This window comes from Bradyrhizobium sp. UFLA05-109 (assembly GCF_054185165.1).
In genome coordinates, this window is the sequence record NZ_JBBIAR010000011.1 from 15,361 (window position 1) to 29,340 (window position 13,980).

Below are 13,980 nucleotides of genomic sequence, written 5' to 3' on the forward strand. Positions count from 1 at the left end.
GAATATTGTTGATCGTCATGCCGGGCTCCCGCGAGGGTAAAGCTCCTCATTGAGTCCCAGATCAGATTCTACGAGACCACAATCCTGCCTAATCAGATAGAGCGGCAATGAAGCAAGAATGTTCCGTTGAGTTTCGCGTGTGGGTGCGCAGTTGCAGCCGTTGGGTGCTGGCCATGATGGTTATGGAAGGAGGGATCTGGCTGTGGCGTCTCAGAGAGTTGCCGCGAGAGCCATCAATGGGGAATGATTCCGCCGGTTATCTCGCTGGCGCGGACTATCGGCCGCATGGATATACGCTCTTTCTCGATGCCTATCGGGCGATTGTCGGGGATTTGTCGTACCTGCCGCATTTTCAACTGTTGCTGCTCTTTCTAAGTCATTTCCTTCTCGCACTGGTCATTGGCTGGAGGGCCCGGAGCGTTGTGGCGGCTTGGATTGTGCTGGGTGCCGCGAGCCTGGCGCGCCCGTTCAGTAATGTTGTTCAGGTCATGTCGGATCCTCTTTACGAGGCGAGCCTCATCTCCGGTATTGCGCTGCTCATCATGTATGGTGCGCGGAACAGATTGCTCTTCCTGGTCGGGTCGGCGAGTTTGCTCGGGTTGGCCTGTATAACCAGGACAATCGGTCTTGCGATTGTGCCTGCGGTAGTCGTGTTTTTGCTTATCCAGCTCAAGCGCGTAGGCTTTTCCAGCACTCGCAGAGTGTTCCTCGCCTTTGTTCTTCCCGTTGCGTTCTGCGCCGTGGTTGCTGCCAGCAGCAATGAGCTGCGGAACGGCCAGTTTAGAATCGGATCCTGGGGAGGTATGAGTCTTCTCGGCCGCGGACTAGTCGTTGCGAAACCTGTTCAACCATCGGATGAATCGACTGCCTGGATTGCGGAAGAAGTGGCTCCAGTTCGCCAGGCGTTGGATAGGATTCATGATCCCATTCTCAAGATGCTGGTTGTGAGACAATACTATGAGTGCTTGAGGTGGTTTGTCTTTTGGCAGGAGTTCGATGAGAAACTTCCTGGATGGGAGCCAGCATCTGACTACCAAAAAGGCAAGCTCGCTGGCGCTTTGGCTGGTTCGTTTATCAAGAATGATCCGTGGGAATACCTGTCCCTTTCAGCACTGGATTACACAGCTCTATGGCTGATGCCTCGAATCTTAACTCCGTCCGAGCAGGAGTCGTTGGAAGCGTCATATCGGTCGTTGGGACCGTTGCCGTACCTTTCAGCGTTTGAACGAAGCGAAATGGGCGCGGACGAATACTTCCACGTGATACCGGAGCCTAGAGCCGCCGTGAAGGTTTGGATCGTCCGCTGTTTCAGCATCTCGTTCCTGCTTGGAAACGCTTTGATGCTCGTGATGCTGTGTCGAAATCCACGGCGATGGATGCGGGCAAAGGGGGGGCCGGAAGCTCTCCTCATGGCGGGCTGCGTCCACTTAAGCTATCTAGCGACAGCAACTGTCGAGAGTGGTTTAGAGAGGTACATAGCTCCAACTTGGCCGCTCCTGTTAGCGACGACGGCCTGTGTCATTGCCGCGATAAGTCCTCAGGCCAACCGGGTAACCGCAGCCCGATGAGGTGTTCGCCCCGATGCTGCAAAGCAATGAGCCCGGAAATCTACGGCGCATCGTGAAGGCCAAAAGATTCGTAAAGGTAAGCCTCGTTATCGGAGTCGCTCGAGAATCGCCCCATATCTCAAATTGTCCGCATACGGCTAAGTCGCCATTGATGCCTGTCTTCGATGGTCGTCGTGCAACAAGAGCGCGCGACCATCATGACCTATGCCTTAACGATCAACGGTACTTCCGGCGCGGATATCCTGTTCGGCGGTACCGGAAACGATCTGTTAACCGGCGGCGCCGGCAGCGACTTCTTCGTTATTTCGAAAGGGTACGGCTCCGACACCATCAGCGATTTTCAAGCGGGCACGGGTGGAGACGTGCTTCGCGTGCAGAACTACGGTTTCGGAACGTTCGCAAATTTCATGTCGGCCGCGAAGCAGATGGGCGCGGACGTTGTCGTCACGCTCTCGTCGAGCGAGACGCTGACGTTGCAGAACGTTGCGCTCTCGTCTCTCACGGCGGCAAACGTCGTCCTCGACAATCCGCTGCCCGTCAGCGCATCGCCGAATACGGCGTGGACCACGGTCGGAGCCGGGGGGACGCTTACGGGGGGCGCGACGAACGACTCGCTGCAGGCGATGGGAGATGGCGTTACGCTGATCGGCGGCGCCGGCGACGACTCGTACTTCATGTACAATCACGAAACGAAGGTGGTCGAACTCGCCGGTCAGGGCATCGACACCATCTACGACGGCATGATCGACGGCTACAGTCTCGTCAACGCGCCGAATGTCGAGAATCTGACGCTTGGGGGAAGTTACAACTCGCCTGCGACCGGAAACGATCTTGATAACATCATCGTCGGCAACGCCGGCAACAACATGATCGACGGCGGCAAGGGCAATGATGTCCTCACCGGCGGAGCCGGCAGCGACACCTTTGTCATCCGGACCGGAAACGGCAACGACATCATCACGGATTTTCAAACCGGCGCCGGTGGGGACATTCTCCAGATCAACGGCACGACCTTCAAGACGCTCGCCGACGTCACGGCGGCGATGCAACAGGTCGGCACGGATGTCGTTCTGTCGCTCGGCAACGGCGAGAAGATAACGCTTGAAAATACACAGGTTCAGAAATTCACGACGGCCAACATCAATATCGTCACGGCGCCTACGGGATTGATTCAGACCTTTGGCGATGATTTCAATTCGTTCTCCGCGGGCCAGGATCCGCATCTGACCTGGAAGACAAACTACGCCTGGAGCGGAACAGCAAGTTACACGCTTTCCGGCGAGCAGGAAGTCTATGTCGACCCCAGCTTCACCGGCCTGCCAGGAAGTAAGGCGCCGAGCCCGCTGGGCCTCAATCCGTTCTCCATACAGGACGGCCATCTCGTTATTACGGCGGCGCCCATCCCATCGAACGATGCTGCCTATGTCGGCAATCATCAATTCTCATCGGGCGTGATCACGACCGAGAACAGCTTCGTTCAGACCTACGGCTACTTCGAGATGAAGGCGACGTTGCCTGACACTAAGGGCGCCTGGCCTGCCTTCTGGATGCTACCGATCAACACGCATGGTCTCGGCACGGAACTCGATGCGCTTGAAGCGCTGGGCAAGGATCCCGACCTATCCCATTATGGCTTCGTTTCTTCGAGTACGTCGAATCAAGGCTATTGGGCGAATACCTCCGATCTTGCGGCCGGTGATCACACTTTTGGTGTGGAGTGGACCCCCTATACGCTGACCTATTTTGTCGATGGGGTCGAAGTCGGACAGGTCGCGACCCCGTCCGACATGAACACCGCGATGTACATGATCGCCAACCTGGCGATGGGTGGAAGCTGGGCCGGGAACGCGGATTCCAGCGCGACGGCGCAGATGAGCATTGACTACATCAAGGCCTATCAGCTGCCGGAATACACGCTTGCGAACTACACGCTTCTGACCAGCGGCGCTCCCACGACGACCATTGCGGGCACCGCAGATGCGGACACCTTGACCGGAACGTCAGGCAACGAACTGCTCGGCGGCGCCGGCGGGGCCGATACGATGACCGGCGGCCTCGGCGACGATACCTATATTGTCACGGATCCCGGCGCCAAAGTCGTCGAAAGCTACGGCGGCGGCGTCGATACGGTCATGTCGTCGGTGTCGTACAAGCTGCCGGACTATGTCGAAAACCTGACGCTGACAGGGTCGGCCGCGATCAACGGCACCGGCAATTCCGAGGCCAATATCATCATCGGCAACGATGCGGCCAACATCATCACCGGCGGACTCGGCAATGACATCCTGACTGGCGGCGGGGGCGCCGACACGTTCGTAATCAACTCTGGCGACGGTTCGGACATCATCACCGACTTCACGCCGGGATCAGCTGCGGGACATGATATCGTCCAACTGAACGGCTTTGCGTTCACGTCCTTCGACGACATCAAGGCGGCGATGACGCAGGTCGGAAACGACGTGTATCTCGCGCTGACCAGCCAGGACACGCTGGTTTTTCGCAACACGACGATCTCGGCCTTCACCAGCGACGACTTCCAGCTGCCGTCGACTTTGCCGGTGGGGGGCACCATTACGTCCTGGATCAGCGGCTCGACCAGCAGCCATATCGTTTACGGCACTGCCGCAAATGATCAGATCACGGCGGTGAACGCCGATGACACCCTAGTGGGATGGACCGGCGACGATACTTACGTCATCGGCAATCCAAACCAGAAGATCATCGAAAATCCTGGCGGCGGCATCGACAGTGTTCAGGCCTGGTCATCCTACACGCTGCCTGCCAATGTCGAAAACCTTACCCTGATGACGGGAGGACTTACCGGCGTCGGCAACGATCTGGCGAACCGGATGGCTGGCTCCAGTGGGAATGACGTTCTCAACGGTGCCGGTGGCGACGATTGGCTGTTCGGCGGTGCCGGCAATGACACGTTCATCTATGGCATCGGAAGTGGCCACGACACGATAGCTGACTTCCACGTGTTCACGAGTGCGACAGCAGAGCACGACAAGCTGGTGCTGAAGGGTTACGACGCCGGTGCTTATCTGACAAATGTCGGGGACGAGTGGACCGTTCACTATGCGGGTGGAACCGATAGCTTCCGGATCGCCGGGGTGACGCAGCTGTCATCGTCCGATTACGCGTTCGTCTCCGCCACTGGCGCATCCATGACCATGGCGGGGCTGACAGGACCGACAATGTCTCTCGCGGGCTCGACCACGTCGACCGCCGCCGGACTTACGAATGCAAACCAGCTGACCCTGACCGGAACGGCACAAGCCGGAGTAACGATCAAGATATTCGATCAGACAGCGGAGATCGGGATCGCGACGGCTGATGGTAACGGCGTCTGGAGCTTTTCGACGTCGGCCCTGGCGGACGGAGGCCATTCGTTCACGGCGGTTGCCACAGACGGCACTGGCGATGTCAGCGGCGTTTCAACTTCTGTTACGATCACCATCGACGCAACTGCACCAAATGCCCCATCGATTGCGAGTTTCTCGCCGGACAGCAACATCGCAGGCGACGGCATCGCGAAAGCCAATCAGCTTACATTGAGCGGGACGGCGGAAGCGGGCAGCAAGGTCCTGGTGTCCGACGGTGCGACGCAGATCGGCACCGCCACTGTCGATGCCAGCGGCAACTGGTCGTTTGCGACCGGCACGCTGACTGACGGGACCCATGCCTTTACAGGCAAGGCGGTGGACGCGGCCGGCAATGTCAGCACGGTGTCGGGCGCCTTGAACGTCATCGTCGATACAGTTGCGCCCAACGCGCCGGTTCTCGTCTCGGATACGCTGGCCGCGTCCAACAAGGTGGTGGTGTCGGGGACGGCGGAGGCCGGCAGCACGATCAAGCTGTACGAGGGGACGACGCTTCTCGGGACGGCGGTCACGGCGTCGAATGGAACGTGGAGCGTCACCACCGGATCGCTTTCCGACGGGTCGCATGCATTCACGGCGACCGCAACGGACGCGGCCGGTAACCTGAGCAATCTATCGGCCGTGCTCGATCCGGTCGTCGGAACGGTGATTGAGTCGATCGAATCGGCGAGCCTGATCAGGAGCGGCAACAATTTCTATGTCGGCACCGCGAGCAATGGCTACAATGCCGAGCTGAAGTTTGGCGGTGTCGCTCAGGTGGTCGATCCGACCGGCCATGTCGCCCCGCTCGGGGCCGAGAAGACCGCGACCGGCTACCAGGTCGTCTGGTCGCTGGGCGGCGGCCAGTATTCGATCTGGACCACGGACAACAACGGCAACGAGACGTCTTATCTTCACGTGGCGGGGACCAGCAGCACGTTGAAGGGCCTGGAAACGACCTTCCAGCAGGACCTGAACGGCGATGGCGTGATCGGCGCGCCAGCGGCCGCGGCGGCACCAGCCGCAGCGACGGCAGCCACCACGTCGCTGATCGAGACCAACGGCTCGGCGGGCCTGGCCCAGATCGGCAACAATTTCTATGTCGGTACCGCGAGCACCGGCTACAACGCCGAGCTGAAGTTTGGCGGCGTAGTCCAGGTGATCGACCCGACCGGCCATGTCGTCCCGCTCGGGGCCGAGAAGACCGCGACCGGCTACCAGGTCGTCTGGTCGCTCGGCAGCGGTCAATATTCGATCTGGACCACGGACAACAACGGCAACGAGACGTCCTATCTTCACGTGTCCGGGACCAGCAGCACGTTGAAGGGCCTGGAGATCACTTTCCTGCAGGACCTCAACGGCGATGGCGTGATCAACGCGGCATCAACCGCGCTGGATATCTCCGGCAAGGCGGTCCTTGGCCTGAGCAATATGAGCCAGGCGGTGACGATCGAGGCAGGCGCGACGCTCGAGTTGACCGGCACGGTGTCAGGCGCGGTCATGTTCGCCGCTGCGACGGGCACCCTGGTGCTCGATCACGCCTCACAGTTCACCGGAAAGGTCTATGGCCTCTCCGGCAACGGAGACCCGTCGGCTTCGGACATTCTCGATCTCAAGGACATCTTGTTCGGATCTGGCACGAAGGTTGCCTATTCTGGCGACACATTGGGCGGAGTGCTTATCGTCTCCGACACGCAAAACCATACGGCGCAAATCAAGCTGGTCGGCGACTACACCCATTCGACGTTCAATCTGTCGAACGACGGAAGCGGAGGCACTCTGGTCATCGATCCGCCCGTCGATCAGTTCAACTTTTACTTTGCGAAGGCCTCTATGCCGCCTCTAACGCCAATTCATGCTGCAGCAGTTATTGGCGATGCCTTCAACTTCGCCGGGACCGCCGTCGCTGGTCCGGCTCAGTCCTTGATCGCGGCCGACCATGCACAGGATCAAGGCTTACCGACCGCACCGAACTTCGATCGCGCTCTTGAGCAGGGGACGGCTCATATCGAGCTCACATCTCATATCGACCTCATCGATCTTCATGGCTTCCTCCTGCACGCTTAGGAGGCCCGTCGCAGCTCTCGCTTTGGAGCTGCGAGCAGCGTAAAAGCTATCCCTTGTTTGACGGAATATTTCAAACCGGGGGTAAAATGCTTCGAGGAATTATCGCCGCGCTCCTGGTCCAGGCCTTGGCGTGTTCTGCGGCGCTTGCCGGAGGCACCTGTATCCTGCATCCTCAGGCGTTCAGATTGAGGTCCGACACCATTCGCTGGTCGATCAAGATAAAATCGGGCGAGCAATGCATCCAGGGCCTGCGCTGGTCGACGCTCATGATCGACAAGGTCTCGATCGTCGAACCGCCAAAAGCCGGACGCCTCATCGTGGAGGGACCGTCTTTCCGCTATTTCGCGGATTCCGCTGGCAGTTCGGATTATTTCAAAATCGAGATCAGCGGCACTTCCCTGCACGTCGACGGAGCCTCCTCTCTTGAGGTGGATGTCAACCGGCAATGAGCATGTTAGCAGACGGGCATGGCTTAACACGCCCTTCTGCGAACCGAAAAGCCGCAACCTAGCGGGGGACGTTGGTGCGATTACTATTTAGATTTGGATTAGCCGAAGCGGCCGGCGGAACACCCTGCCCAATCGGATTCCGGAAAGGATTGTTACTGGGCTGAGTGGCGACCGGCGCGCGCGAACCGGTGGTGTAGCCCTGCGATCGGACCGTTGTATTCCTTTGCTGGGTATTTTGGGCCAAGGTCGGAGCGGCGAGCGTGGAAACCAATGCCGCGATGAGCAAACACTTCAGGATATTCATCATGATCTCCATCCGGTGGAGTTTGCGCTTCAACTGGACTTAGACCTTCGCTGCTCCCTTGAGAAGAGGTCACGGTTTCTTGCACGCGGAATAAAAGGTGCCGTTCGTGGCGACCACCCGCTCGATGCATTGCCTCGGGTCGATGATGTCTCCGTCCACTTTAAAATAGTAGGCCTGATTTTTCAGGATCAGCACATAGCGGCCGGGCGGCAGTTCCAGCGCAGGATCCTCGCTGTGAAGCTCATACATCTCCGGGCTGTCGGGCAAAGGAGACACTCGGAAGGGGTAGGAGAAGTTGCGGATCACCCAGGCGTCGTCGCTGTCGCCCAGCTTTTTGCCCGTCGCCTCCGCCGAGAATTCGCGGGCTATCTTGGCGACGACGCGCACTTCGGCCCGCTCCAAGCCATTGTTCGCTGAATCGCGACGGAACACGATGAATTTCGGATTGCCATTCGGCAGGCCGGCCTGATCGGGAGCCTTGAACGCAGCCGAGATGGCGACGCGGACATCCGGTGGCCTCCCAGGCAACAGTGTCAGTTCAGCGAGCGATTGGTCGTTGACCACGGCATAGACGCCGTAGTCGGTCGGAAGGGGAGAACGCTGCGGCGTGCTTGTGGTGGGCCGGACAGTCGCAAGAGCTACCGGCGCAGGTGGTGTGGCGACGGCTGGCCGTCCGTCGCGCGAGAAGTAGCTTGCAAGCGAAGCGAGCCGCTCCCGTTGCTGCGCGGCGACCACACCCGCACCGCCAACAAGTAGCAGAATGGCTGCTCGCCTTGTGATGGACCAGAAGCGGTGGCGGGCTCTAAGGGGGCCGCGGCCAATCCCAATGTTCGTGCTTGCGGCTGCCGGCGGCAGTTCCAGAATCGGCGGTCGGCGAGCAGCTGCCAGGCTCGAGCCCGGCAGTTGCGGCACCGACGGCGGCGGGATGCTGACCTGCTGCTGCGAGAATTCCTCGACCCCGCGGATCGCGGTTTCCAGGGCCTGCTTTGATCGCCGAATATCTTGGACATCCGTGTGGGTGAACTGCTCGTCGAGCTTGTAGCGGGCGAGATCATAGACGACCTGGCGCATGTGCTCGGGATGGTTCTGCACCGTCTCGAGCATGCGCGAAATCACGAGGGCGAATTGAACCTCGGCGGAGGCAGGCTCCGCTCCGTCCTCACCAGTTGTGCTCAAATCGCGCGAACTCATCCCCGCCAAAGTCCCTCAGTCAGGCCGGAAAGTCATGTCTCTTCAAGGGCTAGCCTTGATACCAGCCTTATTGCCGTGGGGCCATAGTGACGATCGCTGTTCTGTCTGATCAGAATTCGCGAGCGGTTTTAAGGTCCGATAGCCTCTCGATCGGCCACTTCATGCCGATTTGAATGTTCGGTGTGACCACACAGAGATTTCTGCGTTCCAAATGCTCCAAAAGAAACTAGGATAGGCGTCCTACGCGTCAATTCAGTGTGAGACTATGCTTTTCAGATTGCGACCCGAAACCGCCGCACTGTGCCTCGTCGCTCTCCTTGTATTCTCCGCGACGGATCCCGCATCGGCCGTCACCGCCGAGGTGGCCAGAAAGTGCAGCGCACTCATGGCCAAGCAGTTTCCCCCTCGAGAGCCCGGAAATCCCGCCGCAGGTAGCACAAAGGGAACGGGCCGCGATCAGCAGGCCTTCTTCAACAAATGCGTTGCGAACGAGGGCAAGGTCGACGACAGCGGCGGCAAGTAGAGATGGGCATTCGTATTCGTGACGCCGTGCTAGGGAGCGGCTCGTGATGCGCCGTCGCTCCTTGCCTCGCGAGACGTCACTTCACGCCGGTCGAACTTCGCGTGCTTCGGGCTTGCGGCCCCCTTGGTTTGATACGTTCCGGAACCGTACGTTAGACGAAGCGCCAGCGTTCCGAGCGAGATGGATAGCCAGTCAAGACTTACCAGAAGAAGACGCATTGGAGTGCCGAGGATTTTCTCCCAAAGATTGTGTTTCTTAACGTTGCTTCGGACCCAAGGTTCCTAACTCGTGGGTTTTGGCGGTTAATGGGGGGCACCGGTTAAGGACCGAAAGACCATCTGGGAATCTCCACCGAGGCTCCCCGGATCGATCCCATCTTCCGAATCTGACCCGCCGGTAACGTCAGCCTATTGCAACTCCAAATATTCATCTGATGGCACAATTTTGTATCATGTGCTCGCTTCACCGACATATCTTCGGTTGATGACGATTTTGTCTCGCCGCTGAACCTTGCCAAGTCTGGCGAGCGCGTGGCAGTCAGCGAGCTCCAGGCAGCAGTCGTGGCTTGCGTGATCCCCGGCGGAAGCTTATCGAAAGCGCGCTTTTGCTTAGCCGGCAGCAGAGTTGGATGTGCGAGGAGGCGAAGTCCTCCTATCCGCGGATGGGCGGACGAGAAAGGCCGGCGGCTCGCTCGGATCGGTAGGTAGGGCTCGTATTTGAGGTATTCCGTGCGACGCCATCGCGAAAACGCTGCCCGCGTCGCGTATCCCTTTCCAAGAGAGCGCGGCAGTCGACAACAGCATCACCAGGCCAAGCAGGCGACACTCCGCAAAATTGTTTCTTCCTTCGCTGTCTACTGGGACTATTTGACGCAAGTTTTATGCCGGCAAAGCCATTAAAGCACTCTCGTCTGCGCGGCACCTGATTGGGGTTTCGCCGTTGTGTCTCTCGTCTTGCGGGAAGAAAGCGGCGGCCGCCGATTATGGGAGTGTCGCCGGTTTCTGCGCGACATAAAACTGTCGGTAGGGGCTGTAATCGACGCCAGGCAATTTCGGTAAAAGATCGGGCTTCTGCGGATTGATTGGGCGGTCCGGTTCGATCATGTCGATGGGCAGATCGACCAAGGAATTGACGACGCCATTCATAGAAAACACGACGCTCGTTATCGGGATCACCCATGGAGCCGCCATGAGATGCCAATTAACGTCCGCGCGCTTGTCGTCGGTGTGTAGTGTGGCCTCCCACGGTATCAGTCCGCGCGCTTTGGTAAGCCGGGACTGCAGATCGACCTTGAAGGCATGCCAGCGGAGGGTGCCCGCGACATCAGCGACGGTTTGCGCCACGCATAGCGTAATGATGATGAAAACGGTCGTGGGCCGCATCCAGGCACGGACGCGAAATCGTAGCAATAAAACCATCACCATACCCAGCGCGGCACTCACGAACACCGGGTGATAACGCGCCTCCAGCTGCGCGAGCGGTGCAAACGTTCTCTCGATTACCAGCGTGGCTGTTGCTGTTGTGAATGCAAATAGCACCCATGCAAGGACGATAGTCCAGGTGAAAACCTTTGCCGCGCCAGGGGGCGCGGTGGCGTTGACAATCGATGTGGTCGCAAGCGCCAGCAATGCACATATTCCTGTCACCAGCGGCGCGTTCAGATGACCATCCACGTATAAGAATTGGAATTTTAATAGCGCTTCCAGGCTGTCATCCCGATCCTCGGGAAATTGCGGATACAGCACCCAGCTAATCTCGTAAATTATGATGGCCGTAATCAAGATGGCGCTGAGAGCAAGAAAAACCTGCTCTCGCACGTCGTTCAAGCCCCGCAGTCTTATCGAACAGACTAGGAGCAGAACCAACATCATCGGGAAGCAGGCTTCGTGCAATTGGAATGCTGGAATGCACAACAGCAAGAATAGCAATTGCGAAGCGATGTGGCGTGGGCGGAAGAGAAGCAGGAAAAGCAAGATCCAGAAATAGCCGGCTGCAGGAGCGGCTTCTCCAATCGCATGTATCGCGGTCGGCGCGCCTCCGACCAATAAGTAGGTGAGCGGAAATAGGATCCAAACCTTCCGGCTGGGTGGGGCGATGAGCCAACACAATGCGCAGAGCACGGTCGGTAGTATTAGTAAAGTAAACGAAAATGCCTGCCCCAGTTGAAATAGCGACAGGTCGGTGAATCTGGATAGGAGGACAACGGGAGTTTGCCTCAGTGCCTCAATGGTCGTGCGTGCCGGGCCCGGAACAAAAACCTCTTTGATATCAGCTATCTTGATTAAATAATACACGCCGTCATGATAGAGGCCGCGAGCATCGATCGAGGCATAGAAGCTGCAGGCGAGGTTCGCGATGAGCACAAATCCGAACGTCAGCCGCAAAATGCGTGCGTCTCGGGCCGACTCCTGATCGTCAGTTATGGTCCCCATCATCTGATGATCGATCGCCCCACTCTGCCTGTCGAGCGTCTACTTGATAAATTCAGGAAATGGCAACCCGAGCTGAAAACCGGTTTCGCAGCCCTCGGTCGATGAACTGGCCCCACGTGTGGCCGCTCAAGGCCTCAAGGCTTGCTCTCCGGAGATATTGAGTACGCTTCGAGCCAGGCGCCGTTTCTAGCTGCGGGCAGCTGAGTCGCAATATAAAGAACATCGTTCAATAGAAGCGGCTTGACGTATGGCGTTGGAGTGCCGGCAGTCTTGGCACGAGCCACAATCGTTCCGTCTCTCAGCCTCACACCAATGATGAGGCCCTCCGGATTGCGATCAGCAAGCCAGACAATCGGCTCTCCCCGATAATCCGCAATCAAGGCTCTCGTGGGTGCGCTGCGGAACATTTTCACCGCCTCGTGGCTATCCCTCGACGGCGCAGTCCAAAACTGCTCGAGCCTCGGCGTTCCGTCCGTCTCGACGACCTTGAACGCAACGAGGCCCGCGGGATGTGTTTCGTCCGCCATAAATGTTGCCACGACGACGACTGGCGTTTCGTCGATCCATCCGAGCACGGGTTGAGTTGCCATAGTCCCCTCAAATATTGCCTGGCACGGATCGGAAACCGCTCCGCATAAATCGACTGCCGGCTTTCGATCGTAGAGGATGCCCATTCGCTTTGCATCTAACAGATAGACTCCACCTTCCTTGCCTGCCGTGACATAGACCGCCGTGCCCGACGACAATTGGATCCTGATCGGTGCGTTTGCACCGAAGTCCCAATCGCTCACCGCAAGACATTCGAGAAATGATTTTTCCTTGCAGCGGCCATCTTCTGGATCGAGTGGAGGATCTTGTGGAAGCAATCGCGGGACGAACAGGTTGTCGCAGGTTTCAAGACATTCCTTGGACGGATCTTGGGGATTGGTCTTGCCACAAGCGACTGCACTGCAGGCGGGTACAAATGCTAATCCCTTCCTCATACGCATGAGACTCTGGGCATAGCTCCCTCGAGCAAGATCCAATCGGCCGTTGCCTGTTTGGACTAGAATTTCATACCCCTTTTGATCGAAATAGATTTGGGGGCCGGCTGCTGACCATATTCCGCCTCCGCAAATTGTTTGCGTTTCTCCCGCGCCTGAACAGTCCGCCTCCGGCGTGGTTATTAGTTCGGAGCGAATTGCAGCGGAGCTCTTTACTTTCCAGGCATCGAGATCCAGTTCAAATAACCAGCCGTGCCAGGGGCCTTCTTCTCTTGAACCGCCGAATCCAACATAGACAATGCCAAGCTCGTCAGGTCGCTCTGCAACATGGACGAGATCGGAATGTGAGATCTGCCACTTCGGGGCGAATCTGATTATCCCCCTTCCCTGTACTTCGCGCTTTTCGGCAGTGAAATCGATTGGCTGAAAATCCGAATCTAGCTTGCCTGAATTGAGATCCAATAGGGCAGCCCGATAGAGTGATTGAACCACCTCGTTGCCTTCTTTTTTGTCGATCGAGTAAACGATCACAAGTTTGTCGCCAGCAAGCGCTGGCGTAGCCCCGACCTGGACCAGACTACCCCTCGGCGCCGGTAGGCGCGTGGCCCAGAGAAGCTTACTTGTGATTGGATCGATACTGGCAACGGTTCCATTCGTTGCCGCTACAACAATGAATGATTTTCCATCGAGTTCAACCGGCACCGGTGAGGGACGGAGATCCCAATTGAATATCGGGACAGCGGTGGCATCGGTCGGAAATAACCTTGTGAGACGGAGTGCGCCATCGCGAGCGTGGAAGGTTTGCTGCGTCGCGTTATTATCGCGATAGGTTGAGGACTCAATCTGGATGCGATTGAGCCATTTCCATGTTCCTGCGCCGGCAAGCCCAACGAAGCCCGCGAGGACTACCGTGAAAAGCAAGTATCTACGATACACAGCGTCTGATCCTCATTATGGTCCCCACGATCAGTTGTTGCTGAGAATGATCCTGGTCCTCGGGAATGAATGCCCGGCCGGGCGGTTCAGATGCGTGCTATTCATGATTAGTCGTTGCCCTACCGGTGGAGTACTCGGGATTTATGATGAAAGTCTTCGACCGCG

8 protein-coding genes are annotated in these 13,980 nt (G+C 57.9%); 4 read left to right on the forward strand and 4 right to left on the reverse strand.

Annotated features, from left to right (window positions below; all coding sequences use genetic code 11):
• Nucleotides 1–107: 107 nt before the first annotated feature.
• The 3 genes from Q3C01_RS09990 (at nt 108) to Q3C01_RS10000 (ending at nt 7,446) form a co-directional block, all read left to right on the forward strand.
• Nucleotides 108–1,568 carry a hypothetical protein gene (locus Q3C01_RS09990; protein ID WP_458145152.1) on the forward strand — a complete coding sequence of 487 codons (1,461 nt, stop codon included), beginning with the start codon at nt 108–110 and terminating at the stop codon, nt 1,566–1,568.
• A 197-nt stretch (nt 1,569–1,765) separates the two neighbouring features.
• Nucleotides 1,766–6,997, forward strand: a complete 5,232-nt coding sequence (locus tag Q3C01_RS09995) for an Ig-like domain-containing protein (protein ID WP_458145153.1) — start codon at nt 1,766–1,768, stop codon at nt 6,995–6,997.
• Nucleotides 6,998–7,050: 53 nt separating this feature from the next.
• Complete coding sequence (locus tag Q3C01_RS10000; RefSeq protein WP_458145154.1) at nt 7,051–7,446, forward strand: hypothetical protein; 396 nt, start codon at nt 7,051–7,053, stop codon at nt 7,444–7,446.
• A 58-nt stretch (nt 7,447–7,504) separates the two neighbouring features.
• On the opposite strand, the gene Q3C01_RS10005 is transcribed toward Q3C01_RS10000, so the two are convergent.
• Both Q3C01_RS10005 and Q3C01_RS10010 read right to left on the reverse strand, forming a co-directional pair.
• Nucleotides 7,505–7,753, reverse strand: a complete 249-nt coding sequence (locus tag Q3C01_RS10005) for a hypothetical protein (RefSeq protein ID WP_458145155.1) — start codon at nt 7,751–7,753, stop codon at nt 7,505–7,507.
• A gap of 66 nt (nt 7,754–7,819) precedes the next feature.
• Nucleotides 7,820–8,854 carry a hypothetical protein gene (locus tag Q3C01_RS10010; RefSeq protein WP_458145156.1) on the reverse strand — a complete coding sequence of 345 codons (1,035 nt, stop codon included), beginning with the start codon at nt 8,852–8,854 and terminating at the stop codon, nt 7,820–7,822.
• A gap of 472 nt (nt 8,855–9,326) precedes the next feature.
• On the opposite strand from Q3C01_RS10010, the gene Q3C01_RS10015 reads away from it, so the two are divergent.
• Nucleotides 9,327–9,464, forward strand: coding sequence for a hypothetical protein (locus Q3C01_RS10015; RefSeq protein WP_458145157.1), 138 nt, complete (start codon nt 9,327–9,329; stop codon nt 9,462–9,464).
• 980 nt (nt 9,465–10,444) lie between these two features.
• Here Q3C01_RS10015 and Q3C01_RS10020 read toward each other — a convergent pair.
• Nucleotides 10,445–11,899: a hypothetical protein gene (locus Q3C01_RS10020; protein ID WP_458145158.1), complete on the reverse strand. Its 1,455-nt coding sequence runs from the start codon at nt 11,897–11,899 to the stop codon at nt 10,445–10,447.
• Nucleotides 11,900–12,030: 131 nt separating this feature from the next.
• Complete coding sequence (locus Q3C01_RS10025; protein ID WP_458145159.1) at nt 12,031–13,815, reverse strand: hypothetical protein; 1,785 nt, start codon at nt 13,813–13,815, stop codon at nt 12,031–12,033.
• Between the last annotated feature and the right edge of the window lie 165 nt (nt 13,816–13,980).

Bases quoted from the DNA above. Each gene is read 5' to 3' on its own strand.
- Q3C01_RS10005 (WP_458145155.1), bottom strand. From the start codon at position 7,753: ATGATGAATATCCTGAAGTGTTTGCTCATCGCGGCATTGGTTTCCACG.
- Q3C01_RS09990 (WP_458145152.1), top strand. From the start codon at position 108: ATGAAGCAAGAATGTTCCGTTGAGTTTCGCGTGTGGGTGCGCAGTTGC.
- Q3C01_RS10020 (WP_458145158.1), bottom strand. From the start codon at position 11,899: ATGATGGGGACCATAACTGACGATCAGGAGTCGGCCCGAGACGCACGC.
- Q3C01_RS10010 (WP_458145156.1), bottom strand. From the start codon at position 8,854: ATGCTCGAGACGGTGCAGAACCATCCCGAGCACATGCGCCAGGTCGTC.
- Q3C01_RS10015 (WP_458145157.1), top strand. From the start codon at position 9,327: ATGGCCAAGCAGTTTCCCCCTCGAGAGCCCGGAAATCCCGCCGCAGGT.
- Q3C01_RS09995 (WP_458145153.1), top strand. From the start codon at position 1,766: ATGACCTATGCCTTAACGATCAACGGTACTTCCGGCGCGGATATCCTG.